Source organism: Mariniblastus fucicola (genome assembly GCF_008087665.1).
GTDB classification, from domain to species: Bacteria; Planctomycetota; Planctomycetia; order Pirellulales; family Pirellulaceae; genus Mariniblastus; species Mariniblastus fucicola.
On record NZ_CP042912.1, the window covers coordinates 5,593,095 to 5,618,413 of the forward strand.

At 53.2% G+C, this 25,319-nt stretch carries 22 protein-coding genes; 6 read left to right on the forward strand and 16 right to left on the reverse strand.

The genetic code is table 11. The features are described from left to right. Window positions 1-160: 160 nt before the first annotated feature. Complete coding sequence (locus tag MFFC18_RS20950; RefSeq protein ID WP_238381225.1) at window positions 161-1,135, reverse strand: lipoprotein N-acyltransferase Lnb domain-containing protein; 975 nt, start codon at window positions 1,133-1,135, stop codon at window positions 161-163. A 414-nt stretch (window positions 1,136-1,549) separates the two neighbouring features. Here MFFC18_RS20950 and MFFC18_RS20955 point away from each other — a divergent pair, with 414 nt between their 5' ends. From MFFC18_RS20955 to MFFC18_RS20965, 3 genes are all read left to right on the forward strand, one after another. After that, window positions 1,550-3,004 (forward strand): hypothetical protein, encoded by a 1,455-nt coding sequence (locus MFFC18_RS20955; protein ID WP_075083927.1) that lies wholly within the window; start codon window positions 1,550-1,552, stop codon window positions 3,002-3,004. A gap of 83 nt (window positions 3,005-3,087) precedes the next feature. Then, window positions 3,088-3,669 carry a nucleoside deaminase gene (locus MFFC18_RS20960; RefSeq protein ID WP_075083926.1) on the forward strand — a complete coding sequence of 194 codons (582 nt, stop codon included), beginning with the start codon at window positions 3,088-3,090 and terminating at the stop codon, window positions 3,667-3,669. A 60-nt stretch (window positions 3,670-3,729) separates the two neighbouring features. Then, entirely contained in the window at window positions 3,730-4,395 is a 666-nt protein-coding gene (locus tag MFFC18_RS20965; protein ID WP_075083925.1) for a nitroreductase family protein, read from the forward strand. A 30-nt stretch (window positions 4,396-4,425) separates the two neighbouring features. On the opposite strand, the gene MFFC18_RS20970 is transcribed toward MFFC18_RS20965, so the two are convergent. From MFFC18_RS20970 to MFFC18_RS21010, 9 genes are all read right to left on the reverse strand, one after another. After that, a complete protein-coding gene (locus MFFC18_RS20970) occupies window positions 4,426-4,779 on the reverse strand; it encodes a hypothetical protein (protein WP_075083924.1) in 354 nt (117 codons plus the stop codon). Window positions 4,780-4,791: 12 nt separating this feature from the next. Beyond that, window positions 4,792-6,621: a hypothetical protein gene (locus MFFC18_RS20975; protein ID WP_075083923.1), complete on the reverse strand. Its 1,830-nt coding sequence runs from the start codon at window positions 6,619-6,621 to the stop codon at window positions 4,792-4,794. A 50-nt stretch (window positions 6,622-6,671) separates the two neighbouring features. Next, complete coding sequence (locus MFFC18_RS20980; RefSeq protein ID WP_084417043.1) at window positions 6,672-7,640, reverse strand: AAA family ATPase; 969 nt, start codon at window positions 7,638-7,640, stop codon at window positions 6,672-6,674. Window positions 7,641-7,784: 144 nt separating this feature from the next. Further along, window positions 7,785-8,360, reverse strand: a complete 576-nt coding sequence (locus tag MFFC18_RS20985) for a PEP-CTERM sorting domain-containing protein (RefSeq protein WP_075083922.1) — start codon at window positions 8,358-8,360, stop codon at window positions 7,785-7,787. A gap of 107 nt (window positions 8,361-8,467) precedes the next feature. Continuing rightward, a complete protein-coding gene (locus tag MFFC18_RS20990; RefSeq protein ID WP_075083921.1) occupies window positions 8,468-9,415 on the reverse strand; it encodes a DUF1559 domain-containing protein in 948 nt (315 codons plus the stop codon). 470 nt (window positions 9,416-9,885) lie between these two features. Next, complete coding sequence (locus MFFC18_RS20995; RefSeq protein WP_087149632.1) at window positions 9,886-10,611, reverse strand: YqjF family protein; 726 nt, start codon at window positions 10,609-10,611, stop codon at window positions 9,886-9,888. A 292-nt stretch (window positions 10,612-10,903) separates the two neighbouring features. Continuing rightward, window positions 10,904-12,265 (reverse strand): DUF11 domain-containing protein, encoded by a 1,362-nt coding sequence (locus tag MFFC18_RS21000; RefSeq protein WP_075083919.1) that lies wholly within the window; start codon window positions 12,263-12,265, stop codon window positions 10,904-10,906. A 16-nt stretch (window positions 12,266-12,281) separates the two neighbouring features. Continuing rightward, window positions 12,282-13,082, reverse strand: a complete 801-nt coding sequence (locus MFFC18_RS21005) for a hypothetical protein (RefSeq protein WP_148619021.1) — start codon at window positions 13,080-13,082, stop codon at window positions 12,282-12,284. A gap of 112 nt (window positions 13,083-13,194) precedes the next feature. After that, entirely contained in the window at window positions 13,195-14,313 is a 1,119-nt protein-coding gene (locus tag MFFC18_RS21010; protein WP_075083917.1) for a hypothetical protein, read from the reverse strand. A 553-nt stretch (window positions 14,314-14,866) separates the two neighbouring features. Between MFFC18_RS21010 and MFFC18_RS21015 the strand changes: the two genes are divergently transcribed. Together MFFC18_RS21015 and MFFC18_RS21020 are read left to right on the forward strand one after the other, a co-directional pair. Continuing rightward, window positions 14,867-15,646 carry a hypothetical protein gene (locus tag MFFC18_RS21015; RefSeq protein WP_148619022.1) on the forward strand — a complete coding sequence of 260 codons (780 nt, stop codon included), beginning with the start codon at window positions 14,867-14,869 and terminating at the stop codon, window positions 15,644-15,646. Between the two features lie 80 nt (window positions 15,647-15,726). Continuing rightward, entirely contained in the window at window positions 15,727-16,950 is a 1,224-nt protein-coding gene (locus MFFC18_RS21020) for a S41 family peptidase (RefSeq protein WP_148619023.1), read from the forward strand. A 66-nt stretch (window positions 16,951-17,016) separates the two neighbouring features. Here the strand turns inward: MFFC18_RS21020 and rho are convergent, their stop codons facing one another. Both rho and coaE read right to left on the reverse strand, forming a co-directional pair. Beyond that, window positions 17,017-18,330 (reverse strand): transcription termination factor Rho, encoded by a 1,314-nt coding sequence (rho, locus tag MFFC18_RS21025; protein WP_075083913.1) that lies wholly within the window; start codon window positions 18,328-18,330, stop codon window positions 17,017-17,019. Beyond that, a complete protein-coding gene (gene coaE / locus MFFC18_RS21030) occupies window positions 18,317-19,015 on the reverse strand; it encodes a dephospho-CoA kinase (protein WP_075083912.1) in 699 nt (232 codons plus the stop codon). Before coaE ends, rho begins: the two co-directional genes overlap by 14 nt. 183 nt (window positions 19,016-19,198) lie before the next feature. Between coaE and polA the strand changes: the two genes are divergently transcribed. Next, entirely contained in the window at window positions 19,199-22,024 is a 2,826-nt protein-coding gene (polA, locus tag MFFC18_RS21035) for a DNA polymerase I (RefSeq protein ID WP_075083911.1), read from the forward strand. Between the two features lie 36 nt (window positions 22,025-22,060). On the opposite strand, the gene MFFC18_RS21040 is transcribed toward polA, so the two are convergent. The 4 genes from MFFC18_RS21040 to MFFC18_RS21055 form a co-directional block, all read right to left on the reverse strand. After that, on the reverse strand, window positions 22,061-22,651 hold the full coding sequence (locus MFFC18_RS21040) for a TadE/TadG family type IV pilus assembly protein (RefSeq protein ID WP_238381223.1): 591 nt from the start codon (window positions 22,649-22,651) through the stop codon (window positions 22,061-22,063). 5 nt (window positions 22,652-22,656) lie between these two features. After that, window positions 22,657-23,781, reverse strand: a complete 1,125-nt coding sequence (locus tag MFFC18_RS21045) for a VWA domain-containing protein (protein ID WP_087149623.1) — start codon at window positions 23,779-23,781, stop codon at window positions 22,657-22,659. Window positions 23,782-23,830: 49 nt separating this feature from the next. Further along, window positions 23,831-24,259 (reverse strand): TadE family protein, encoded by a 429-nt coding sequence (locus tag MFFC18_RS21050; protein WP_084417012.1) that lies wholly within the window; start codon window positions 24,257-24,259, stop codon window positions 23,831-23,833. 208 nt (window positions 24,260-24,467) lie between these two features. After that, window positions 24,468-25,247: a creatininase family protein gene (locus tag MFFC18_RS21055; RefSeq protein WP_075083908.1), complete on the reverse strand. Its 780-nt coding sequence runs from the start codon at window positions 25,245-25,247 to the stop codon at window positions 24,468-24,470. Window positions 25,248-25,319 lie beyond the last annotated feature (72 nt).

Here is a 25,319-nt window from a genome sequence, read left to right on the forward strand (position 1 = left end):
AAACCGCAGACGGGAATGTTCAGACCACGATAATCACGCGATTTGAAAAGATTGGCAGCAGGCAGTTTGCTCTCGGGTAAGCACAAAACTGATTCGAAGCACTCACGGCATCCGGACAGACTTACTGGCGCGGCTTAGAAACCGCGTTCATAGCGCAGATCTATCGCAGGTTCAGCCGTTCCAGGTATTGACCGCCCGGCCCTTGCAATATTGGCTGCATCGCCTGCTGTTGACTGGCAATTCTGTTGATCACATTGCGGCCCATTCGAATTCGCGATGAAAAATTTGGCGCGTTGTAAAACTCGTTCGCCAGCTGGCTGACATGGGAAGCTGCCTTGAGGTCTTCGAAGGGAACTCGCTGGTCCAGCAAACCCAGATCGTAGGCGAATCGATCCGAATGCCCCGGCAATAAAACCTGCCACGCATGGGCCACACGATTGGGCTGAAGCTCGTTGATGTGCCGGCGAATGGTCGTGGTGCAGTTGTTGGTGAGCGTATTGTAAAACTCGGGCTGCGCCGCCAACTGATTCGTTTTGGCCATCATGTTCGCGAATAGTTGCTGTGACTGAGCAGGCGTTGCGACCGTCGGGTAAAGATAGACGTCGTTGTCACGATGGGACGCCCGCAGTCGAATCAGGTCTTTTTCGTCCCCGACGACGTACATCATTTCGAACTCTCGGCCGAGCCCTTTAAACACCGAATAGTCTTCGTCCATTTCTTTGCGAACTTCCGCGGAAACCGTGATGTAACTTCCATCGTCGACTTCGAAGCTGAGCATCGTGTGGGCAAGGTTTGGCTGTTTTGGAAACGGAACGACGACATAGTCGACTGAGCGAATCTGCGACAATCGGATCTGACGGTCGTAATAGGACGGCACAAACTCGTCTTCCGTCAGATACTCGTTGTTGCGAATGTTTCGAATCGTGTAGCGATCGCCGTCGACCTCAGCCCACGCCAGTCGACTTTGCTCCGGCCGCCAATTTCGATCGTTCGACGGATAGAGACGTTTGGCGATAAAGTCCGCTGGCTGCGGAAGGGCGACGGAAGCTGCGCAGCCGCAGAGCGAGACCATAACCGCAACGGTGCTCAAGACCGCGCAGCGAACAGAGAGAAAAGTAGTTTGGAGGTCGCCCAAGGACTTGCTCGACGATAAATCAGAATTTTGGTCCCCGCTTGTAGCTGAATTTCGAATATTGGAGCAAGCTCGATTGGAGCTTGGCGGAAGGCTTCGGTCGCGGAAAGGAGCCTATTCGGACCCAAGTGACGGCTTGCCTGACCGAAACTTTGCGATTGTCCGTCAAATTCGGCGTTTTCCGGATGTATTTACGCCACGAGCCAATTCGGAATTTGACAGTAAAAACTACCCAATTTACTATTCATTTGTGTTGTGGACGGATGAGGGGTCTTTCTTCGATCGTTTCGACGGGTGGCGTTTGCTTTGTAGCGTTTACCAACAGGTTCGTCATGGAACCCACATTAAATTCCGATCCAACAACAGACGTATTGTCAGCAAGTAAATCGCCCGAGGCCTCGGGCACCAGGAGTTTCAATGGCTGCTCGTGAAAATCAAGGTTATGTAATCGGCATCATCGTATTGGCGGTGCTCGCCGTGATGCTTTTAGTGACGACCGTTTTCTCCACGATGAAAGCGTATGAAAATTTCGACAGAATGAATGTGGCCGTTGAAGACGCCACTTTCCAAAAGGCCAGAGCAACTGCCCTCGACGCAAAAGCCAACATGCTTGCGGCCTGTATTGGTGTTGAAGGCAAAGCCGCATCGGAAATCACAACGTATCGCGACTTGGCTTCAAATGCCAAGCGAGATGTTAGCGGGAATCAGTCTTCCGATATTCAGAAAATTGCTGATTCGGCTCAGGCTATCTACGAAGTCTATACGAAAGACATGGCTTTCAACTCGGCCATTACAGACGAGGGTGAGGATGTTGCCGACGTCGACATGACTTATCGAGGCACCGTCGACAAGATGGCCAGCGCTCTTCGATCGTCAAACGACAATGCCTCCGACAAATCAAGAGAAGCTGATCGAATTCGCGACGAAGCGGAACAGAAGATCGCGACGGTCACCAACACTCTGAACGAACGCACTAAAGCACTAGCTCAGACTGAACAGGATTTGACCGATGAAAAAGCACGCAACAAAGCAGAAGAACAAGCTTTGTTCAATCAGGCGAAATCGATTCAGGATGCAATGGATACTCAGGGCGCTGAATTCGAAGACCAGAAAGATGGTCTGGAAAAAGAAATCGCTGACACTAAAGAGAATCTTGAGTTTGTCGTCAAGCAAAACGAATCACTCAAAACGAAAGTTAACGAGTACGAAAGAGAAGTCTTCGACATGGCTGACGGACAGATTGTTCAGGTTTCCGAGTCTTCTGGCAACGTATTCATCGACATGGGACGCCTTGATGGCATCCGTGCCAACCTGACTTTTGCAGTTTACGATCGCACTGCCAATGATTTCGAAAAGGATCGCCACAAAGCGATGATCGAAGTCACCGAAGTTCTCGGCCCACACTTATCCAAAGCACGTGTGACAACAGAAGATCCTTTGAACCCCATTCTGTCAAAAGACCAAGTTCTCAGTGCCACATTTGATCGTGGCGACGCGGTCACAATTGCTCTCGGTGGATTCTTCGACCTTGATGGGGACGGCCTTTCGGATCTGGAAAAGCTTAAACGTATGATCGTTCGCAACGGCGGACGCGTTGTTGCTTCGCACGACGAAAATGGCAACATCACGGGTGAGATTGATTCGACAACTCGGTACTTTGTACTTGGCCCATCGCCGCGGACAGGCGTTCGTGAAGTGGTTGCTGCGATGAAGACCATGCAGGAACAGGCAGAAGGCAATTCAGTCGATACGATTGACATTCGCAAACTGCGAAACTGGATGGGAATCCACGGCAACGCGACGATCGAGCGCATGGACAACCGAATCGGAGAAGACACCGGATTCGCACCGCGTTCGCCTTCTGGGCAATAGTCGCCAAAGCGATTGAGAACTAAAATCATCGGGCTCGCGGATTTCCGCGAGCCCATTTTTTATGTCTACAGAGCTCCTGAGCCATGCATTTCAAAGTCGAACTTCCAGACTGGGTCCTCGAAGAGTCCGCCAAACTGCCCGAAGTGATGCCGACGCTGGAGTCCCAGATGGAAGCCGTGATTCGGTTTTCGAAACTCAATTACGAGAAAGATACAGGCGGCCCTTTCGCAGCCGGAATCTTTGAAAAAGAAACTGGCAAGCGTGTGGTGATCGGCGTCAATCGCGTCGTGCCGGGAAACAATTCGACGGCTCACGCAGAAATCGTCACCATTGCGATGGCACAGGCGATGCTTAAAACTTTCGACCTGGGCGGGCCTGAGATGCCGAACTATCGGTTGGTTGTCAACGCAAGACCCTGTGCAATGTGTTTCGGTTCAATCCCGTGGTCCGGAGTTCGATCTTTGGCTTTCGCAGCCTGCGGGGAAGAAGTCGAAAAGATCACCGGTTTTGATGAAGGTCCGATTCATCCGCAGTGGCAACAGGAACTGCGGAATCGTGATATCGAAGTCATCGAACACGTGATGGCGGAACAAGCCTACGAAGTGTTCCGCGAGTTCGCCAACAGCGGGTCGCCAATCTACAACGGTCGCGGCGGCGATTCGTAACGTCAACGCCCCCATTCTCATAACAGCCAGCCAATTCGCCCAACACTGTTTTCAACCAACATGAACGATCAAGAATCAATCTCCCTTCGCGAAGCGATTCAGAAGCGACACACGCTCAAAGTTTTGGCTGATCCAGATGCTCCCTGGCCGCAACCTGCGAACTCGTTGCGTGACAAGGTCAACGACCTGTTGAAGATGGCGACCAACGCGCCGTACCACAAACCGGCGGACAAAGTTCATTTCAACGATCCGCTGAACTCGCCTGTGCCGTGGAGATTTCACGTCGTTGATGCGGCAGCTTGCAGAGAACTGTCTGAACGCCTGGCCGATGTCGATGTTCCGACTGGAAAGATCAGAAACATGCTGGCCGCTGCAGATGCACTAGTGATGAGCAACTGGCTTCCGAACCCTGCCGATCAAGATCTGGAGTTCCAGCAGTTCTTGCCAACGCTACAGAACATGGAACACATCGCGGCGGGTTCAGCAGCAATCCAGAATCTGCTACTTCTCGCCACAGAAGCCGGCTGGAACAATTATTGGTCGAGCGGCGGTGTGCTGAGAAGCGAAATGGTTTTCCAATGGATGGGGATTCCGCTGAACCAGATACTGCTGGGAGCCATTTTCCTGTTCCCTTCCGCTACAGGTGACGCGGACGTGAAACCTGGCAGCCTTCGCGATCGCAAAGGCGACACCAGCCAATGGTCCAGATGGGTTGAGCTTTCCTAGCTTCGCTTGCCGCGAGACATGCTCGCATTTCTACATCTGCGGTTCGCTAAGCACTTCATCCAAAATCGCTTCGAACTGAGCTGGCGTAAAATCCATCCGAGCCGAACATTGAGCGCAGAGCCGTTTTTCCATTTCGTTGAGATCACCGTCGACCGCCATCAGCTTGATCATTTCCTTCATCAGATGTTTTCGATCGTCATCGCTTTCAGGAAGTTTAACTTCGATCATTCCCTCGCGAATTCCAGTGAGCGCCGTTTCGAATTCCTCACTCGGAATATTGTGTTGGTTGGCAACGTCAATCAAATAGTCGATCTCTTCGTCAGTGAACTTTTGGTCGACAGCGGCCAGATTGATCAAGTTGTGAAATAGCTGAATGGGATTCATGAGTCTTTACCTTCAAACGCGGCGGATGAAGTTTGAAGCATAGCTTCTAACGTCTTTCCCGTTAAGGACATGGACCATCCGAAGCTGCTGGACGGTCGAATCGCCAAACTTTGAGAGCGGCAAATGCACCAAAGTTTTCTTGTAGTGCTTGGCGATTTTCTTCCACGCTTGCCCCGGAGGAGCCGGACTCAACAACGCTACGTGGCGACAGGTTGAGTAGAGACAACCCGCTGCGATCAGTCGCTCTTCAAGCGTGGAAGCAAAATCCAGCCGCGGATCCTGCCAGATATCCGGAATCATCACTGGCGGGTAGACAAACATCGCACCGCCGTAATGAGCCAGACAAATTCCTGGCCCGACAGGCTGTGCCTGAAAGTCCGTCGCATAGAACGCCAACGTGGATTCGTCTTTGTGTTCGGCAAACCAGGTCGTCCGCCAGGGATACTCGCGCGGATCCGCTGGCGAATCGAAAAGCATGATTGCGACGTCCAGTTTGCCTTTGTTTGGAGGCAGAACTTTGACGTAGATGTCGTTGGTGTGCCAGTTTCGAACCGTGTCGCGGATGTCGATGCCGTCTTTGACACTGGTCGTGAACTTTTCCGTCTTGGCCATGTCAGCGCCCAACACTTCCGACGCTCTGTCGAAAACCGTGCGCCGAAAGTTCTCGATCAAGTCGTCTTCTGGCGGCCAACTACATTGCGAGAACGGGTTCCAACGCTGCTTCCAGTCTTTACGAACCTGTTCGTCCGGTTTGGGCTGAATCTCAATGGTCGTCCAATGCATTGGCGGACCCGGCAGGCGGTTGACTGCTGTCGCAACATCGCCATCCGGCAAAGCGATGCGATCGATCCCCATCCGACATTCCGACAACAGCTCATGGTCTTCGAACTCATAATACTTTGCGGTTTCCAGGACGACGCGAGCGTAACCGTCACCAGCGACTTGCTTGGCAGCGACAACAATGTCGGAAAGCTGTGGAGAAAGCCGATGTCCGATCAAAGTCAGGTTGCGAATGTACTTCAGCATCCGGGACATCAGGCTGGGCGTGATCTTTCTGGCCCGATTTTTGTATTCGTCGAAATAGATATCGCGAGCCGTGATCAACAGCTCTTTCACTCCATCAATCGAAAGATGTTCATCGTCGTCGAGCTCGCGTCGAGCGTTTTCATAGAGATTGGCGATGAACGGAATCTCACGCATCAGAAAGTACAGCGTGTCGGGCTCGACACCAAACCGTTCCGGGTCCAGCGTACTCTCGTCCATCGGTTGCTGCAGTTCGCGGTCGTTGAAGGCCTCACGAATCCACGGCCAGTCGACGATGTTGGTCACGAACAGAATACGCTTATAGTCCACCGAAAGCTGGCGCAGCTGCCACGCCATGTGATCAATTCGCGCCCGCCACTGTTCGGTATTTCCGGGCTGGAGAAATGGAGCCACCGCGGCAGAGAACTTTTCTACGCTCAGCTGCTTGAGCGCGTACGGATCAGGCAACGTCGCGGTATGAGGTTCATAGCGGTCCGTTTCAAGGTCGATAAACCTGCGAGGCAATCGTTCTTCCATCGCAAATCGGAGCGCTGCGATCACACCCTGACAGGGGTCCACTGGCACGTAACTGGTGACCAAATCTTCGTCATCATCTTTGGCCTCCGGCGCATAATCAGCCACCGCGGCGGATTTTTGAACGACGACTGACGGCACCGGCAGTTTGAGAATCCCGTCTTCGACACCTTCACGAAACGAATCTGGCAGCGGCACGGCCACACAATCGAAATCGTATTGCATCATCGCGCGGCGAATCTCCCACGCAAAGTCCCCGCTACCGTGAACGATCGGAAACGCCATCACGTGAGGCCCTATTTTCAGCGACTCAGGAAACGGCTTGAAAGGATCTTTCAAAACGGCTCTCCCCCGTCATCACCATCTTCGCCTTCATCCATATCCGGATGGAGGGGATCGTTCGGGTCGAAGAAGAAATCGCCAAAGCCCATCGGTAGCGTTTGGCCGCCAAGAGTCTGAGTCTTTCGCCGCGCCAGTTCCTGCAAATCGAGTGCTTCTTCGCCGAGGCATTTCTCCAGAGCTTCCGCCCAAGCTTTGTCGCGTGCAATCGGATGGTCGCCGGACTGTTGGATACGCTTCATCGCATACCGCAGCAGGTTGATGCCATCGCGAGTCGAAAAGTCCAGCTTTAGCTCATGAGCCTGCTGCAGGAACTCGACAGTCATCGACAGCATATCGTCTTCGACGAACGGCAAATGGTATTTCAGAATCGCTTTTTCGTCTTCGCGGGATGGAAACTTCAGCGCCAGCGTCGGTTGCAGTCGACTGAGGATGTAGTCGGGAATTTCGAAAGTCGACTCGTCCTGATTCATCGTCACAGCACAGCGAAAATCCGGATGGGCTTCGATAGAGATCCCGGCAACGATCGATTCAACGTATCGACGGTGATCAAGCAATGGCGCAAGGCTGGCCCAGGACTTTTCGTTCATGCGATTGCCTTCGTCGAGAATGCAAACGCCACCCTTGATCATCGCGGAAACCAGCGGCGAAGCGTGATAGGCAATCTTGCCGTTTTCCGCGAGGACTGGCGTGATCAACAGATCTTCAGGCCGCGTGTCCGCGGTGCACTGATAGATATACAGTTCCTGCTCTCGCAAATCCGCGGCAGCCATCGCCATCGCGGTTTTCCCGATTCCTGGCGGACCGACGATTCGTGGGGAAAGCGGCAAGTCCTGATCGTTGACGACCAACCAGCAGGCCATCAACTGCGTCAGAATTTCGGTCTGGCCAATCCACTCATTCTTGAGATTATGAGGCTGGCTCAGGTGCAGATTGATGTTTTGAATTTTGACAGTGTCGGCCATTTCAGTTTCGCAATACCGTGAATTTTGCATCTTTGCAAAGAACACGATACCGCGATGAACGGGTTCGCTCAATGAGACTCGTTCTCAATGAGACTCGTTCGTGGCACTGAAACTGCAGATGTCCCGCTATCCCCGTCGTCGACGCTATCCCCGTCGTCGACGGGTAAACGTCAGCATACTGAGGACAGAAATCAGGGCAATAGCCGACGGTTCTGGCACAGCAGAAACGGTCAGCGAAGCACCACCGGACGCGAACTGGCCGGCAGAGTAGTGAATACTGCCGTCGGGACCTGCATCCCATGCAATATTAAAATAGCCGACATCGGAACCGCTACTGAATCCGAGGAAGAAATTTTCTCCCGGAGCGATGAAGTCATCAACGAGGAGATCCGTGTTGCCGAAATCAGTATCCGGTGCAATGACGTCACCAGCGAAAACCTGACCGATACTGTCGACAGGTCCTGCAACGACGATTCCAAAGTCTTCGCCAAAGGTATCGTTGTTCTGATAAAGAGCGTAAGAAGTGCCAAGTTGGTCGATCTGCACTTCGGTATCCACATCCTCGAAAACAAACTCTACGGCGCTGACCGCGACTTCGCTCGGAGGACGACTGAAGGTAATCGCCTCTACCAACTGGGCATGCGAAGATTCCGAAAACCCGAAGCCCACGACAAGTGCCGCCAACAAGAATTTTGTGATTGAGCAAGGTTGATTGATCATGATGTTGTCTGTCTCTTAAGTTCCTGGTTTGGATCACTCTTAACGGGTTGTTTGGCAGTCGGTCAGAGCTAACTGACGGTCCCCGCCGCGTTTCACCCACGCCATGTCTAGAATTCTGAATGGTCCAGAACTCCACCACTATTCATCGACCCTGCTTCTCGCAGCGTATCCAGACTGACGTCCGTAGAAATCAAGCTGACATGACCATCCGCGAAAACAAAATTGACTCCGCCGTGAAAGGCTGAGAAAGGATGATTTCGAAGCTGAGAATTGTCACCGAAGTATTCTCCGTCGGGATCGAATCGTGGATCGTTCAGCTCTGCATTCAAGGTCAGAACAGCTGCTGCGGGAATCACCGGAAGTCGACGTGCTTCTGCGAGGCTGCCACCAACGGTGTCTCCGCGGCGCCAATCTGCGTATCCGGTTTCCTCGATTGGCTCGACCGTGTTGCCGAACGCTTTGTTGCAATTTTCGCCGATCATGATCGTGTTGGATGTGCCGTCGGAGATCATTGAAATTTTTCGGCTGTCGTGGATCCCAAAGATGCCGTCGTTGTGCAGATCACCAAGGGTGTCTGGAAACCTTGCGTCCTGAGATCCCTGAACTCCAAAGTAATCACGTGCTTCGGCAGGAGTATCGATTGAAGGGCAATGAAAAACGGGCACCGATAGACCCTCCTCCAACGTAAATAGTTGCTCGTACGCCCACGGAGCATCAAAACGGTAATTTACGGAATTCAAATAGTTCTGGCCTTCAACATACGGCAATAGCTGTATGAAAAGATTGCTCCCCCGATACCGATTCGATCGCAAGTTGCCTTGGACGATCAGTTCTCCGGCCGGGAATTTCATCCGCGCTGACTCAAAGTTTAGAGAAGCAAGTCCTAGCTGGCGGAGATTGTTGGCGCACTGTGTTCGGCGAGCCGCTTCGCGAACCTGCTGCACTGCGGGCAACAGCATTCCGATCAGGATTCCAATGATGGCGATCACCACCAGTAGTTCGACCAGCGTGAATCCACGAGTTCCTGTTTTTGTGTTTGTGTTTTTCTTCAGCATGTTGGTGGCGTCCCCGTCCAAGGATCATTCCTTGCATTTAACTCTTCAGCAGCGTCGATAGTAACACGGCCACTTCAGAGTCCGGAATTGATTCGGAGCAAAAGTAGAATTCTTGTGAATAAAAGAACGAATTCTTCTGTCACAAATTTTAGGTACATCAGTCCGTTACGAAAGACCAAGCACTGCCACTATGGCCAAGAAAAGACTGCTTAACCGTCCGGTCAAGTTCCATCCCATGCTGGGACAACTCGCGAATAGCCAAACTGAAATCGGTTGCAAGACATTGCACCGAAAGCTGAATGGTGCTTGCCGATCAGCCAACCCTGAAGCGATTTCCCGCCGGGCGACAACGAAGAGGTAAATCGAAACGCGGCCATCGACAAATCCGATGCCTGCAAAAGAGACGGATTACCGAACCGGCGGATGCGGCAACTCTGCTCCGAACGCGTCGAGTGAACGACTATCGTCGACTAGTGGACTCGACGGATTGGCCCGGCGATCACTTTGGTACGCGCAGAGAAATGAAGAAGTGGATCATCGGCAGGCAAAGAAACGTTGATCCCGTCGGTCATCGAGTTGCATTGGATGATTGCCTGAGCGTCACGCAACTTCCATGCGTCGTGCGCGATGTCGCCTCGATATAGCCTGCCTTGACGATCAGCAGAGAACAGACTGTAGCGACTGGTCAACCAATCCAACAGAGTACCGCAGCCCGCCTCGTACGCCGGTCCAATCGGACGATACTCGACACTCAGATCCGCAGCCGGTTCGCCTCGATGCGTCCGCTGACTTTGGTAACGAATCCAGCAACCGCAATCGCAAACTCGCTCGCGTTCGAATTGGATCTCCGCATCCATATACTGCAAGTTGTACAGCCAACGGGCTCCGCGAACCGCGACTGGATTGGTCGCGTCGAGAGAATAAAACCAGACGCCGGGCTGTCCATCAGGACCGATCACGTAGGTGCGAACATTGAGTTCAGGAAACTTTGAGAACCAGGGAACGTCGGGCAGCCATCGCAGCGAAACACCGCTCATTCGAAACGGGACGATGCCAATCCACGCCTGACCGTGCCAGGTATCGAGTTCCAGCGAAGAAGGCAGGTGCTCGCGAAGTTCATCACCGTCAACCTTCCAGTGCATGAACAGGAGGTCGTGCCAAACCATCCGCATCAGGCCTCGACCGACATCTGGCATTTCGGGGGTGCCGTTTAGATGCATTTTCTTGACGGTTGAAATTTCGATTCTCCTTGCTAATTGAAGGTGGACCGAAAAAGTGAGGGGCTGGATAACGAGACTTTGACGAATTACGTTTCAGGACAGCTCCGTAGTTCAGTTGCTCAACGACTGGTCGAGTTCTGCCGAATCTGATGTCACCATTCGACGCTCCAGATCTGATGCCTGGCCCGCGAAAAGGGCGTACTGCCAATTGTTCTGATATCTACTCCGGTCAAAACAGTATTGAACCTGAGTCGAGCTGTCGAGGCGTTTAGTGTACGCGGCACTTAAAACGAATGATGCCACCTTTGAAGGGCTTCACGGGATCAGTAATTTCCCAGCGGAGCATTAGTGAGTTGGCTTCGTTCAACTTCTCGATGAACTTGGCTTTCATCGAGCACTCGGCCGAGCCGGGCACATATTGCAGGCGACCGGTCAGGTTGTCGACGAGCGTAACATTTCCGACAGGTTTGGAGCTGAGATTGTCAAAGCGAATCGTGAATTCAACTTCTTCACCGATGTCGGCTGCGATTCGTGAGGCAACTTTTGTGACTCGAAGGACCGAGCCCTTACCATCGCTTTCGACATGAATGATTTGCTGGGCACTCGAAAGGTCATTTACGACGATCGGCTGCGCCCCTTTAGCGTGAACTTGCAAGCGCATATTGTCCTGCCACGCGTTTGCACTTTGCATGCCAAGCTGCAGCCGCGCGGTTTGGCTGTTGGAGTGCCGTCCCCATTTGATCAGTTCAAGATTTTCATACGCTGAGAAGCTGTTGCGCACGCCGATCAGCTCAATCGCCTGGTCAGCGACAACGCCACGAGTCCGATGCTCAAAACCGCTGGCTCTTTTCGCGGACTCGATGCCGTTGAGCGCAACGTTCTGCATCGTTGAAGACGAAAAGTCTTTTCCACGCGTCGTTTGCATGACCAGTTTTTTGTCAAAAGAACCGACTCGCGTATTGCGACGTGCATTGTACACACCGTCGACTTTACGAACCGCCGCAAACCGAGGCGAGTAAATTTTGACGCGGTTGCTTGGTGAAACCAGTCGACGACCATCAACGGTATCGAAGTGCCCGAAGGTATCCTCCGTTTGCATCCCGTAGATCGTCCAGTTCTCATCGACGCCGACAGGAGTTCCGCGATCGTCTCCATCAAAAATGTATTCGTCGCTCAATGCCCGGCTGTCGGTACGATCTGAAGATCGAAGCTGGTGATTTCCCGTCGCCTGTTGATGCGCCATCGGCGCCGGTGAAATCAATGTACCCTGTTGGACGGGCATCGCCCCTTCCTGAATGGTAAATCCTGCCCGTCCAGCGAATCCAATGTTCGGATCATCCATGTTGCCGGCCGTGAAGACCGCAGGTCGAGCACCGTCGTCGAGGCCTCCCATGGCGCCCTTGGTCGCCAAACGGAGCAGCGGCATCGTGTTGGCATCGGGCAACGGAGCAATTGAAGGCTGTGCCTCAAGCGTTGGCAATAGCTCGTCGCCGTCCTGCTGGCCAGGTGAATTCAGGCGGATCGTCGCCGTCGTCTCTTGAGCCTGGGAGTGTGCTGTCAAAGCAATTCCGCAGACCATCGCGCAAGCCAAAGTTGCAGCGAACTTCGTCGATTTGAATCTCAAAATCATGGCAACTCTTTCAACGTTAGTTCTGTTGGCCGCGGACGGCTTCGGGAACAACGACTGGTGGCTGATTGGACGTTGGAAAAACAGGAGTCTGGTACTTTGGATTGACACGCAAGCCTGGCTGAAACGTTTCCACAGTCGTCGCAGGTGTCGAACTGTTAAAAGCGTTACTGGTCGAGTTCATCAGCTCTTCGCTGGTCGGAACACGTGAACCGATTCGCAGAATCGCCATCGGGCGACCGAGTCCCTCGGCAGCGCGAATTGGATCTTCGGTCGCTGAGATATCGAAGTAAGGCTGTTCGCTCTTGTCGCCGCCGCGAGGCAATGCGACTTCCGGGTCTTCGAGATAGATGACTTTCGTGACCAGTCGTCCAGCGTTGACTTCGCGAATGTCAGCCCCACTGATGACGATTGGGACCGGGAAATCGTTCTCCAGACCCTTTGGCGGATGTAGCAAATCCAACAGCTCAATCGATGGATAGAGCTCATAGCTGGTCGCAACATCCACTCCGGTGATTCGAAACCGATACAGCGAGCCAAGTTGCATGCCAACGGTGTAGTCTGATTGGGAGGTGACCACAAACGAACCTTCGCTGGCAAACGAAAGCTCGACTCCGTCAGGTGCGATCACTTTGACCGGTTGGATCTGCCCCGCATTGGAAGGGCTGGCCATCAACCGGATCTGGGAAGCCTGCCCCGGAATCATGTTGCCACGCATCAAGTGATGGGGACGTTGTGCTTGAGCCGTCATTGCAAACGAGAGGGCGAATGCGAACACCGTCGCAGTCACAACTCCGAATTTTCCGAATCGTGAAGCCATGATTGAGTCTTCGGGTTGCGGTACCTTTTTCGGCACCAGGAAACTTGGCGAAAAAAGAGCCGCGTGAGCAAAGGACTCGACGCGGCTACTTGGTTTTCATGACCCGTCCAACCTAGCGACGGACATTGCAGTCCGGGCAGTCAGCAGGAAGCTGGCCGTGAACCATGTTCGCTGGTGGTTGGCGGTTGAAGTGTGGAGGGCGAATGCTTCGCTCCTGAATCAACACGCGATCCACTGGACGCGGGTAGCTCAAACCAGGCTTTTGCTTGACCATGACGTCAACGTTATGCGTTGGGCCAGGGATCTGAGTCGCCGTGTGGTTGTGCATCGTGTAGCTCTTGAGGCCAGCGGGTCCACCTAGTGGAATGTGTGCTGGACCTGGCAAGCCGATGTTTGTACCAACCCAAGGCATTCCGTAGGCAGGACCGGTTACACCCGAGATGTAATCGCGACTTCCGCCTGCTCCGGCTCCCATTCCTGGAGGCAAAGCACCTGCAGCCAGGGCTGCATCCGTTCCAGCTGCTTCAAGGTCCTTGTTACCCATACGCAAGATCGCAAGGATGGCTCCGCGACGATCTGCTTCGACGATAGGGTCGACGCCTGGATCAAGGCGAGTGCTAACCAGTGTATCGACACCAGCAAGTGCCAGTTCCTGGTACTCTGCATCGGGAACGTAGATGACTTTGGTGACGAAGTTCGCTGCAGCGACCTGGTCGAAGTCTTCTTCGGTGAACTGAATTGGAATCGCAGCGTGTGCGAGGTAAGCCGACGTTCGTGGCGACGCAACACCAACTTCGAGTGTTGGGTAGAGCGTCATGCCTGGGCGACCTTCGATGTTTGAGATTCTCAAACGATAGACGCCTCCCTGACGGAAGTTCTGACGACCAGGAACGATCAGCGGAGCCGAATCGTACTGTCCGACTGACGATACGTCCCAGCTGACTTGCAGCATTTCCGGGCGATCGAAAAGCACTTGAACCGATTGCAGTCGCACGGCACCAAACGGTCCGTAGCCTGCCATCGAAGCTGCTGGTCCTGCAGCACTTGCTGAAGAAGCCATCAGGACTCCTGGACCCGGGCCGCCAACGCCGGGGCCTGGTTCCATTAACATTTGAGCTGGTGGCAAATTGTGGCCGGTCGGCAAGCCCGTGCGGGCCAGCGGTGCCTGGGCGTTTGCCGTCATGGCGATTGCCAGGACCACCATCAAGCCAGTTGTGATACGCACGTACATCAAATTCTCCCCTGGGAATGTCGGAAGTCCCGACGACATCGAGTTGGTCTCGCCAATCAAGCGATCATTTGCCCGACGGAAATACGTTCCAGCCAGGCTTTTTGGTTCATTACGCCGACTCGGATCGAAGCTTGGATGAAATTGACATGGACCAGTATCCCGATGATTGCCAGGATGCCAGCCAAGTTCAGTTTCCACAAACTACAGACTTCTGTCGGCTCGTTGTCTTCTTTGTTCGGCGCGTCGTAATGGTTTTCTTTCGCAAAATCCGAATAGCCGTTTCATGAAGCAAGAATTACCTATTGCAATCGCTTTGCTAGCTATCGGATGCTTGCCGTGGTTGTGGCAATCCAGGCACTCCAGTGAAGCCTCAGCCGCCATCGAACCGACATCAGTCACGGAACCGACCAGCATTGCAGCCGGGATACAGCCCGTGGTGCCAACGCCGGCTCCCTGGCACTCGCATTCAACCACCGCTCGGTCTGTCGCGTACCGGCAGGCCCAAGCGGTTTCGCATACAAACGATGCGGCTGCCTTTTTGAAGCAGACGGCAATGGCGATCGCCAACGGTCAACCAACTTTTGGCGACGTGGAAATTGAGAACCATCAGTTCAGGAACTCGCATTCGATCCGCGGCAGGTTTTGGTCTCGCGGAGCGGGAACGAATCAGTCACGCCTGGAACTGATTTTGGGAGCGGAGTCTCCTGCAAAGCTGACTCAGGTCTGCGATGGCCGTTTTCTGTATCGCTTGACCGAACACAACGGCGAACGGAAGATCAAATTCATTAGCCTCGAAAAGCTCGACAATCAGGATGCGTCGATCGTCGAGTCCACTTTGCCCGCCGGCTGGGTTGGAACCGGATCGATTGACAGCTTGTTCAAAAATCTCTCCGAAGCTTTCAAATTTGCAGCCATTCACGAATTAGCCGATGCTGGCCAAGTCGAACTGACGGGAACGTGGAAACCCGAACACCTTGCCAAGCTGATGATTAATCGGGTCGATCATCGCGAAATCATGCCCAGTCCGGACTGGTCGAAGCTTCCGCCGCAGTTTCCTCATGGCGTACGTTTGCGTTTTAAGAACACCAGCGGAAACTGGTATCCGAGCGAAGTGATGTTTATCCAGTTTGACACAGAGAACGGCTCGAAACCCAAGCCGATGATTTCGATCAAGTTTGGCCCGCTGATCCAACAGTCCCTTTCTGCCGAATTGTTTCAGATCGATGCAGACGAAACAGGTGCGGTTAACGAAACCGAGCTTTACAATGAGCGTATCGATTTGTTGACAGGGAAGCAGCGTGTTGCGGAAGAGGCTGGCAACGCCATCCGATAGTCTGGACAGCATTGATGTTCCCTGATGTTTGAACGAGGGGGATACGGATGAACTTGAGAACGCTTTGTTTTGCAGCGGTAATGCTCCTGAGTTCAGGGCTGCTTACAGAGGTCGCCGTCGCCCGCCAGGTCGACTGGAAACGTGACCTTGAGTTTTTGGTTGCGGAAATCAAACAGCGACATCCCGATCCGTTCACGGTTATCAGTGAAAGCGACTTTGACGCGAACGTTGCCCGGTTATTGAAACGTATCGAGTCTCTCGACGCCAACGATGCGACATTCGAATTGATGGAACTGGTCGCTCAGATCGGCGACGGCCACACTTCGGTGGTTCCCGACTTCAAATCGTTTCGTTTCTTCCCGATCAACGTCAAGTGGTTCAAAGACGGCGTCTATGTCCGCGCGGTCGACCGAAGTCACAAAGAGCTGATCGGCGCAAAATTGGTGGCCGTCGGCGATCACCCCATCGAAAAGGTTATCGAACAGTTTTCCAGGTTCATGCCGCACGACAACATTTGGGCGGTACGGCAACGGATCGACAAACAGTTCCAAACGGTCGAGTTTCTCGACCGTGCCGGTGCTCTCGACGATAAGGACACGGCGACTTTCCATTTCGAAAAAGGCAAGATAAAGCTCACTGCGAAGATGAGGGCAGTGGCTGCGCACGACGCAGGCAGAATCCGTTTCATCAATCCTTACGCGGCTGGAATGATGGAAGATTCCGTATTCTTGAAGCTGCTGATTAAGGACGAGCGAGGTCTTCCGTTTTGGAATGAGTGGATTCCGGCCGAGAAAACGATCTACTTCAAATACAACCAGTGTCGCGATCCGGCCGGTTTTCGTGAACTCGTCGAAGGAACGGCCGCGTTCATCAGCGAAAACAAAGTCGACAAATTCGTGCTGGATTTACGAGACAACTCCGGCGGCAGTTCGCTGGTCTTTGAACCGTTGCTGAAGTACTTGCTCAACAGCGACCTGAATCAGAAAGGCAAGCTGTTTGTCATCGTCGGGCGAGGCACGTTTTCATCGGGAGTTTTTGCGGCCTGTGAGATGCGAAAAACGAATGCGATTTTTGTCGGCGAGCCCACTAGCGGAAAGCCAAATCATTTTGGCGAAGTCAAAACGTTTCAATTGCCAAGCTCGGGGTTGAAGGTGCAGCACTCAACGAAATCTTTCAAGTTGCTGGACGACGATTCAAATACGTTTGAACCGGACCTGAAAATCGAATACACCGCGGCGGATACTTTTGCAGCCCGCGATCAGGCCCTTCAGGCAGTTTTCGACTATCAGGCCGAATCAAAGTAGATCGAATCAAACAAGTTAGCGGCCAGGAACGGGCATGACTGGTCGAACAATCGCGGTCCTGAAGGACTAAAGATCGCCAAGCAGTTTTTCGTTGGAGTCAGAGCTCTCGATTTTCGAAAGCAACAAGTCCATCGCCTCAGGGGCCGACAGGTCACCGAGTTTGCGACGCAGCTTGCAAACGGCACCGTACTGGTCACCGAGAAGAACTTCCTCCTGCTGACACTGACTGAGGTGCACATTGATCGCTGGCCAAATTCGACGCTTGACCAGTTCATGGTCCAGCTGAATCTCCATGTTGGACGTGCTGCGAAGGATCTCGGCAATCAGGTCGTCCAACTCGTTCGTAGAATTTGTCGTCAACGTTCCGATGATCGTCAACGAACCGGCTTCTTCAGTAAGTCGAGCGGAAGCAAGAAACGATCGCGTTCGCGGCAACGAATCTGGCTCCAACCGGTTCGCAAGGTATCCCGGGCCCAGTTCAAACCGGGCGAGGTTCGTCAGCGAATCCAGAAATATCACGACGTGTTCGCCAAGCTCAACCATCCGCTTGGCTTTCTCCAGCACCATCATGGCGACATCATGGTGTCGGAACGAACTTTCGTCGAACACCGAACTGATCACTTCACATCGCGGCCCATTGAGCTTTCGCTCCAGCTCTGTAATTTCTTCAGGGCGTTGATCGACCAGCAGAACATAAGCATAAACATTGGAATCGCTGTTCAACATTCCCTGGCAAAGTTGTTCCACCATTCGCGTTTTACCGGAACGCGGCGGGCTGACAATAATGCCTCGCTGACCAAACCCAATCGGCGACACCAGATCAACAATGCGACAACTGTCATCAGAGTCGGGCGCGCCTGTCAGGATCTGCCGATTCGGAGCAAGCGGTGAAAGGTCGTCAAACTCGGGCGCTTCGATCGCCTTCGACGGTTCCATGTCGTTGACTTTGAGTACCCGCAGCAGCGCGAAAAAGCGTTCATTCTCTTTGGGCGGACGAATCTGCCCGGAAACGAGATCGCCGTTGGTCAGGCTGAATTTTCTGATCTGGCTGGGCGACACGTAAATATCATCTGGGCCACCCAGGTAGTTGAACCAGCGACTTCGCAGGAAACCGAATCCATCGGGCAATACCTGAAGCGTTCCCGCCCCAACCAATTTGTGGCCAAGCGAAATCTGCCGGTCGATTACTGCGCGAATCTTGCCTGCGGAACTTGCGTCTTTGTCGACACTGATTTTGTGCTGCGACAGAAGCGCGTTGAGTTGCCGATCATCCAGTTTCTGATATTCAGAAACATCAACGAAGGTATCGACGGTGTCCGAATCCCTGTTAGCAGAAGCAGCAGAATCCGGTTTCGGGTTTGATGTTTTACCGACAGCCATTGGGCGGGTCTGTGTTGGACAGTGTATCGTTGGAGGATATGCGATAGAGAGCACGATACGACGCGGGAACTTCCAGTCCAAGTTTCTGGCAGAATTCCGCCAGTTGTCTTGCTGTTGATTCCTTTGAGCCCGAATTGTTAATCACCACATCCGATCGAAGTTTCTTTTCTTCGACGGATAACTGGCGCGATTCACGTTTTTCCAACTCGTCATCTGACCAGCCACGAAGTTTAGCTCGCTGCTGGCGGACGTTCAGGTTGGCATCCACGAAAATTACGTAGTCGCAGTGTTGATCGTATTCGCCTTCGAAGAGTAAAGGAATATCCAGCACCAGCAATTCAACATCGGCCGATTTGCGGAGCAGTTCCATTTGACTTCGAATCCGAATCCGGATCTCTGGGTGCACAATCGATTCGAGGTGATCCAGTTCAGCATCACCCGTTCCGCCGAAAACGATTTTCCCAAGTCGTTTCCGATCTATCTGGCCATCGCCTTGAATTACGTCGTCACCAAAATGATCGACGATTCTGTCAATCACGTCTGCGTTCTGTAAAACTTCGTGCGCCACCTGATCTGCGTCGATCCGATGGGCCCCAAGTTCCTCAAAACAACTGGAGACGAAACTCTTCCCGCTGGCAACTCCCCCGTTTAAACCAACGACGACCATTGAGCTTCCAAAAATCATACAAGCCAGCCAAAGCCAGCCTTTTCGAGCCCAAGATTTTTCCTGAGCAACGCGTTCTCATCTGGATTGCAGGATAACGCCATATCCTGTCGTTTTCTACGGCAGTATTGAGCGCGGCGACCCAAATCCGCATGATTTTGTTAACCTGAGACCGCAAATTCAACCGAGGACGACCTATCTGCCATGGCAAAGAAGAAATCTGTCATCTCTGGCCCCGACCTGTTTACGGCCACCGAACCAAAAAAACTGTTCCTGCTCGATGGTATGGCGCTTATTTATCGAGCCCATTTTGGAATGATTCGCAGCCCGCGATTCACATCCGGTGAAGTACCGACTTCGGCTGTATTTGGAATCGCGAACACGGTTTTCGATTTGATCAAGAAACAAAAACCGACTCATATCGCGATCGCGTTCGATACCAGCGAACCGACCTTCCGACACGAAGTCTTCGAAGACTACAAAGCCCAGCGGGACAAACTGCCCGAAGACATCGCGACTCAAATCCCGATGGTCGACAAGCTGATGCAGGCACTCAACATCACGATCATCCGAACGCCGGGCTATGAAGCCGACGACATCATTGGCACGCTGGCGATCGAAGCCGCCGCACAGGATGTCGATGTTTTCATGGTTACGCCAGACAAGGACTATCATCAGTTGGTGACGGACAAAATTAAAGTCTACAAACCGGGTCACCGCGGCGGTACTTTTGAGGTTCTGGATGTCGATGCCGTGCTGGAGAAATGGCAAGTCGAACACACCAGCCAGGTAATCGACATCCTGGGCTTGATGGGCGACAAAAGCGACAATGTTCCCGGCATCCCCGGCATTGGTGAAAAAACTGCGATCAAGCTGATCAAGCAGTTTGGCTCCGTCGAAAAACTGGTCAACAGCACGGCTGAACTGAAAGGCAAACAGAAAGAACGCGTCGAGGAAAATCGGGATTTGGCTCTGCTGTCCAAACAGCTGGTGACGATAAAAACCGATGTTCCGCACGATTTCCAACTGAGTGACTTTCTCCGCCGTGAGGCCAATGAAGAGGCACTGCAGGCCCTGTTTATGGAGTGGGAATTCGACACTCTCGGGCGCAAACTGTTCGGCAAGTCATTCACATCGGCTCCCAAACGTGCGGCTGTCATTCGCGAAAAACGGGAAAAGGAAATTCAGTCCACGCTGTTCGACGATGGAGTGGTCAAAGAAAAAAACATTGGCAATACCGATCATGACTATCAGCTGGTCGAAACCGCGAAGCAGCGGGCGGACCTGATCAAGAAACTGAAAAAGCAGAAAGCGTTCTGTTTCGATACCGAAACCACGGGACTCGATCCGCGCAAAGCGTTGCCACTGGGAGTCGCGTTTTCATTCCAGCCACATTCGGCCTACTACGTTGTTTGCCCTGAAGATCAGGAAAAGGCTCAAGCGATCCTGGACGAACTGCGGGAGGTTTTCGAAGATGACTCAATCGAAAAGATCGGCCACAATCTGAAATACGATGTGACGTTGCTCAAGTGGCACGGCATCGAGGTTCGAGGCAGATTGCTGGACACGATGCTGGCTCATTCGATGAAGGAACCGGAGATGAGTCACGGCCTGGACTACCTGGCGAAACTTTATCTTGGCTACAAACCGATTCCAATTTCGCAGTTGATCGGGCCCAAAGGCGAGGAACAGAAAAGCCTTCGCGATGTGTCGCTGGAAAAGGTCTGCGAGTACGCCTGTGAAGACGCCGACATCACGCTTCAGGTCGCCGCAGTGCTTAGACCTGACATCGAGGAGCGCGGCGTGAGCGAAGTTTGCTACGATATTGAATGCCCACTGATTCCCGTGTTGGTCGACATGGAATACGAAGGAATCACGCTCGATACGGAGGCTCTTGCTGATTTTTCAAAACGGCTGGAAGTCGAAATTGTTGAGCTTCGCGACGGAATCTACGAAGCCGCGGGCCGCGAGTTCAATATCGATTCGCCGAAGCAGCTTGGTACGATTCTCTATGATGAACTGAATTTGGTCGCCAATCCGAAAAAGACCGCCACGGGGCAGTATTCGACGCGGGAAACAGAGCTGATTCGACTGGCTCCGAACCACCAGATCGTGGCCGACGTGCTGGAGTATCGCAACGCGGTCAAACTGAAATCCGTTTACGTGGATCAGCTTCCCAACACGATCGACGAACAGAACCGCCTGCACACGCACTATAGCCAAACATGGACCGCCACCGGACGAATGCAGTCCAACAATCCGAACCTGCAAACGATCCCAATCCGCAAACAGCGCGGCCGCGAAATACGGGCGGCGTTCGTGCCTCGCAGCAAAGATTTCGAGATCCTCTCTGCGGACTATTCGCAAATTGAGCTTCGGATCATGGCGGATCTGAGCGAAGACCCAACGATGCTTGAGGCGTTCAATTCTGGTGCTGACATTCACAACTCGACAGCCTCCAAGGTTTACAAAGTTGATCCGGAAGATGTCTCTCGCGAGATGCGCGACAAAGCCAAGACCGTTAACTTTGGCATCATCTACGGAATTTCGGCGTTTGGATTGCAGCAGCGATTGAACATCCCGCGAAAGGAAGCCAACGAACTGATCGAGAACTACTTCGACAAACATCCCGGCGTTCAGGAGTACATCGACCGAACAATCGAATTCGGCAAGGAACATGGCTATGTGGCGACTCGAACCGGACGGCGACGGTATCTGCGAGACATCAATTCACGAAACAAGACGCTGCAACGAGCGGCTCAGCGACTGGCGATGAACAGTCCGATTCAGGGCACCGCGGCAGATATGTTGAAACTGGCGATGATTCGCGTTTACGAAGCTCTCGAATCCGGCGGCTTTGCGACCAAGATGCTGCTGACAGTTCACGATGAAATCGTGTTCGACATGCACAAGGACGAGACCGACACCGTCATTCCGGTCATCGTCGAGGCGATGAAGAACGCGATCTCGATGAAGGTTCCGATCGAAGTCGAAACCGGTCATGGAGCCAATTGGCTAATCGCACACTGAACCTTGTCAAACTGGCTGCCGGACTTCAGGTGCAGATCACAGCACTGGCGGCGGAGGAGTTGGTGTGGGTGTGGGAGTCGGCGTGGGAGTTGGGGTCGGTGTAGGTGTGGGGGTTGGAGTCGGCGTTGGCGTTGGCGTAGGAGTCGGTGTAGGGGTTGGCGTGGGAGTGGGCGTCGGTGCCGGAGGAGGCGGAGGCGTTGGCAGTACTGTCGACATCTGAGCCTTGGACCTTTCGGTGACCATGGTGGTTTTGCCAACGATGTCACCGGACATAAACTCGGGAACGACCAGCGAATTGGATGACACCGGAAACGTCACCGAAACATTGACCAAAGCCGTTTCTTCGGTGATCACCGATGGCGAGATGCTGACGACCGCATCCTTGACGCCGATCAGATCAAGGTGCTCTTCCGCTTTCGCTTCGGCTTGCGATGCGTCTGCTCCTGGAACGATCGCATTTCGGGCAGCGACATACGCGGCATGATTGGCAGTATGCTGCAGCATTGAGACTCGAGTCAATTCGACACTGCCGAACAACAGCACCAACAGCACCGGCAAGACCATCGCGAATTCGACGACCGTGGCACCATTTCTTCGATTCGTTACCATCGCATTGCGAGCTTTCATAAATATTACTCTGTAAGAAGTGTGGGCAGACTACGAGCGATCTGTTGAAAGGCGTCTTTCAGCTGGCTGGCATTGGCAGCATGAAAATGTTGGCCGCCACACTTGTTGGCAACCGACTGCATCTCCGCCTGGTTGGCTTCGTCGCTAAACGTGATCGTGAAGAGCGCGATTCCGGAATTGGCGATCGTGTTCGCGGCCGAGTTTGGACTGGTGCCGATGTTGTGAACTCCGTCGGTCATCAGGACGATTACCTTGGACGCTTCCTGCCGACCATAGGTTGCGTTGGTCAGAGCTGATTGCCCGCCAAGCATCCCGCCGCCGATGTTCGTCCCGCCTTTGTCGAAACTGCCAGAGATGAACTCTAATTCGTTGATGATCTGGTCATAGTTGTTCGACAGATTCAACAGCGTTGTGCTGTTTTCGTCGTAGATCGTCAGGGCAACCAGTTCTTCGGTTGGAGACGCGTCAAGTTCATCGACAAACACCTTGGCGGAAGCAATCAAGTCCAGCCACCTGGCCTGCGGCGGAACCGGGTCACCGAAATCCCAGCCAGCCGGTGCCGCTGCCGGTCCGGGCGGATAAACCGCGGTTTCGCTTGAGCTGTAAGCCATCGATCCGCTTCGGTCGATCACCAACGCAATGTCGATCACGCCCTGAGTACAAACAGCGGAAATCTGAGGACGGATCTTGACGTTGCTGCCAAAGAATGGAAACAGCAGATCGACTCCGCTGGTGCCACTGGCAAGTGAGTTGGTCGTCAGGCGAACGGCGTTGCCGGCTCCTGTGTGCGTGAACGTATAGGGGGAGTTGACGTTTGCGCGATCGCCGACCCCATACTCAAGGTCGCCTGATTCGATCGGAAGCACAAACGAACCGACTCGATTTCGGTCGGCGAGTTCCTGAGCCGCGAGCAACGCTTTGTTCTTGTCCGCGGTCAGCAAGTACTCGCGACCGGCGGCTCTTACGGCGGCATCTGTTGCGACCTGCAAGTCGGTGTTTACAGATTCCATTTGCGCAACGTTGATCGCCAGCGCTGCCAGTGCAATCATGACTGGCAATAGCACGACCATCAGCACCATCGTGGCACCATCGCGGGGACGATGAATTGAAACAGAGCGGCATCTAATCATTGACAAATCTCTAACACAAGGATCCAAAGTTTTGTTTCTGGGATCACGTTCATTCAACACGTAGGGTGACCGATTTGGTCAGCAGTTTTCCAGGGTACAGGCTGCCGGCGATCGCGTTTTGAGCATAATCTGCTTCCACCGTGACGGTGAAGTAATCACCAACGGTGAGCGTCTGGGGGTCCGGGGGATCAAGTACGATCGAGTATCCTTTGACACCTTGAGCGTCCAGCAAATTCTCACACTGGAAGACTACGTTCTCCGATTCGGATTCGGGCACGATGCCGACCCGTGCTCCTTCGTAAGCAGAGATCTTGAGTGTTTGCTGAACGTAGAACATTCCGCAAATATCGAGAGTCGCCGTTAGTACCAACAGAAACATGGGTAAACACACAGCCAACTCGGCGACCGCGGCACCGCGACGGGTATTGTTTTTGTTGGATGTTAAAGCACGTGTCTTCTTCATAGTCGGCAGATTCATTCACGACAAAAACTGGGGGCAACGTACGGAGTGAACTCTAGGTCAGGTTCCGTGTCGACCTGGCGATAAATCTGCCCGATAATAAGGGCAAACACCCCGATTTCAGGAATCGCGTTCACGTTGTAGCGTTTCTGACGGCGTGGATTTTTAGAGAACCGCAGACTGCACAGCAAGCATTCACCGTGATTTGAAATCAACCAATGATGATTCAGAACGGAAATTGATCATCGATTGTCGAATCAGAAAGCTCGACAAGAAACATGCCAAGCCTTTCAACGAGCACTTCCATCATCCGCTCTCCTTTGGCAGCGCTGGCTGCGTGCGGGTCCGCGGCGCCGGAGTTTGTCGTGAGTAGATGCCACGGTCGCGAAATCGAAACCCAGCCTTTATTAAGTGCGTCGAATCGCATTGGCCGAACGGAGCCAGCGTCTGCGGGTAGCGTCCCGTCATCATTGACGGCGACGTACTCGGGAAAGTAAGCGAGGCCAAAAGAAGTCTCCATCTCGCCGGCGTGGTCTTCGCCTTTGGAAAAGATATCGAAGTAGACGTCCTCAAAGGCCCGAAACCAGTCGCACAGAAAAAGCTGAGCCTCCGTTTTGCCAGACATCTCGCGCAAGAACGGTTTGAAGCCGTTGCCGCCGTGACTGTTGAGGATCACGACTTTGCGAATGCCAGACGTCAAAAGCGAGTCGACGACATCTTCAATGACGCGGTGCAGCGTCGAAGGGTTCAGGTTGATTGCGAAGGGAAACTCACGCATGTTCGTTTCGGTACCGTATGGAATTGTGGGCAACAGGAGGACTTTGGCTCCCTGGTCCCATGCGGCTTCACAAATTTTTTCTCCGACGATCGTGCCTTCGAACAAATCCGTGCCGTACGGCAGGTGTAAATTGTGCGGCTCGGTCGCCCCCATCGGCAAAACGGCGACTTCGTAGTCATTCTGTTTGATGGTGGCGTAGTTGGTTTGTGACAGGTTCCACGGTTTCATTAATGCACCTTGAGCGAGTTGTCGGAAAACAAATTCTATCGAAATTTTGAATTCTCGTGCTGCAGCGCCTAA

Excerpts from the sequence above, each read along its gene's own strand:
- MFFC18_RS20955 (WP_075083927.1), top strand. The coding sequence starts at position 1,550 with ATGGCTGCTCGTGAAAATCAAGGTTATGTAATCGGCATCATCGTATTG.
- MFFC18_RS20960 (WP_075083926.1), top strand. The coding sequence starts at position 3,088 with ATGCATTTCAAAGTCGAACTTCCAGACTGGGTCCTCGAAGAGTCCGCC.
- MFFC18_RS20965 (WP_075083925.1), top strand. The coding sequence starts at position 3,730 with ATGAACGATCAAGAATCAATCTCCCTTCGCGAAGCGATTCAGAAGCGA.
- MFFC18_RS20970 (WP_075083924.1), bottom strand. The coding sequence starts at position 4,779 with ATGAATCCCATTCAGCTATTTCACAACTTGATCAATCTGGCCGCTGTC.
- MFFC18_RS20975 (WP_075083923.1), bottom strand. The coding sequence starts at position 6,621 with ATGGCGTTTCCGATCGTTCACGGTAGCGGGGACTTTGCGTGGGAGATT.
- MFFC18_RS20980 (WP_084417043.1), bottom strand. The coding sequence starts at position 7,640 with ATGGCCGACACTGTCAAAATTCAAAACATCAATCTGCACCTGAGCCAG.
- MFFC18_RS20985 (WP_075083922.1), bottom strand. The coding sequence starts at position 8,360 with ATGATCAATCAACCTTGCTCAATCACAAAATTCTTGTTGGCGGCACTT.
- MFFC18_RS20990 (WP_075083921.1), bottom strand. The coding sequence starts at position 9,415 with ATGCTGAAGAAAAACACAAACACAAAAACAGGAACTCGTGGATTCACG.
- MFFC18_RS20995 (WP_087149632.1), bottom strand. The coding sequence starts at position 10,611 with ATGCCAGATGTCGGTCGAGGCCTGATGCGGATGGTTTGGCACGACCTC.
- MFFC18_RS21000 (WP_075083919.1), bottom strand. The coding sequence starts at position 12,265 with ATGATTTTGAGATTCAAATCGACGAAGTTCGCTGCAACTTTGGCTTGC.
- MFFC18_RS21005 (WP_148619021.1), bottom strand. The coding sequence starts at position 13,082 with ATGGCTTCACGATTCGGAAAATTCGGAGTTGTGACTGCGACGGTGTTC.
- MFFC18_RS21010 (WP_075083917.1), bottom strand. The coding sequence starts at position 14,313 with ATGTACGTGCGTATCACAACTGGCTTGATGGTGGTCCTGGCAATCGCC.
- MFFC18_RS21015 (WP_148619022.1), top strand. The coding sequence starts at position 14,867 with ATGGCGATCGCCAACGGTCAACCAACTTTTGGCGACGTGGAAATTGAG.
- MFFC18_RS21020 (WP_148619023.1), top strand. The coding sequence starts at position 15,727 with ATGCTCCTGAGTTCAGGGCTGCTTACAGAGGTCGCCGTCGCCCGCCAG.
- rho (WP_075083913.1), bottom strand. The coding sequence starts at position 18,330 with ATGGCTGTCGGTAAAACATCAAACCCGAAACCGGATTCTGCTGCTTCT.
- coaE (WP_075083912.1), bottom strand. The coding sequence starts at position 19,015 with ATGATTTTTGGAAGCTCAATGGTCGTCGTTGGTTTAAACGGGGGAGTT.
- polA (WP_075083911.1), top strand. The coding sequence starts at position 19,199 with ATGGCAAAGAAGAAATCTGTCATCTCTGGCCCCGACCTGTTTACGGCC.
- MFFC18_RS21040 (WP_238381223.1), bottom strand. The coding sequence starts at position 22,651 with ATGAAAGCTCGCAATGCGATGGTAACGAATCGAAGAAATGGTGCCACG.
- MFFC18_RS21045 (WP_087149623.1), bottom strand. The coding sequence starts at position 23,781 with ATGATTAGATGCCGCTCTGTTTCAATTCATCGTCCCCGCGATGGTGCC.
- MFFC18_RS21050 (WP_084417012.1), bottom strand. The coding sequence starts at position 24,259 with ATGAATCTGCCGACTATGAAGAAGACACGTGCTTTAACATCCAACAAA.
- MFFC18_RS21055 (WP_075083908.1), bottom strand. The coding sequence starts at position 25,247 with ATGAAACCGTGGAACCTGTCACAAACCAACTACGCCACCATCAAACAG.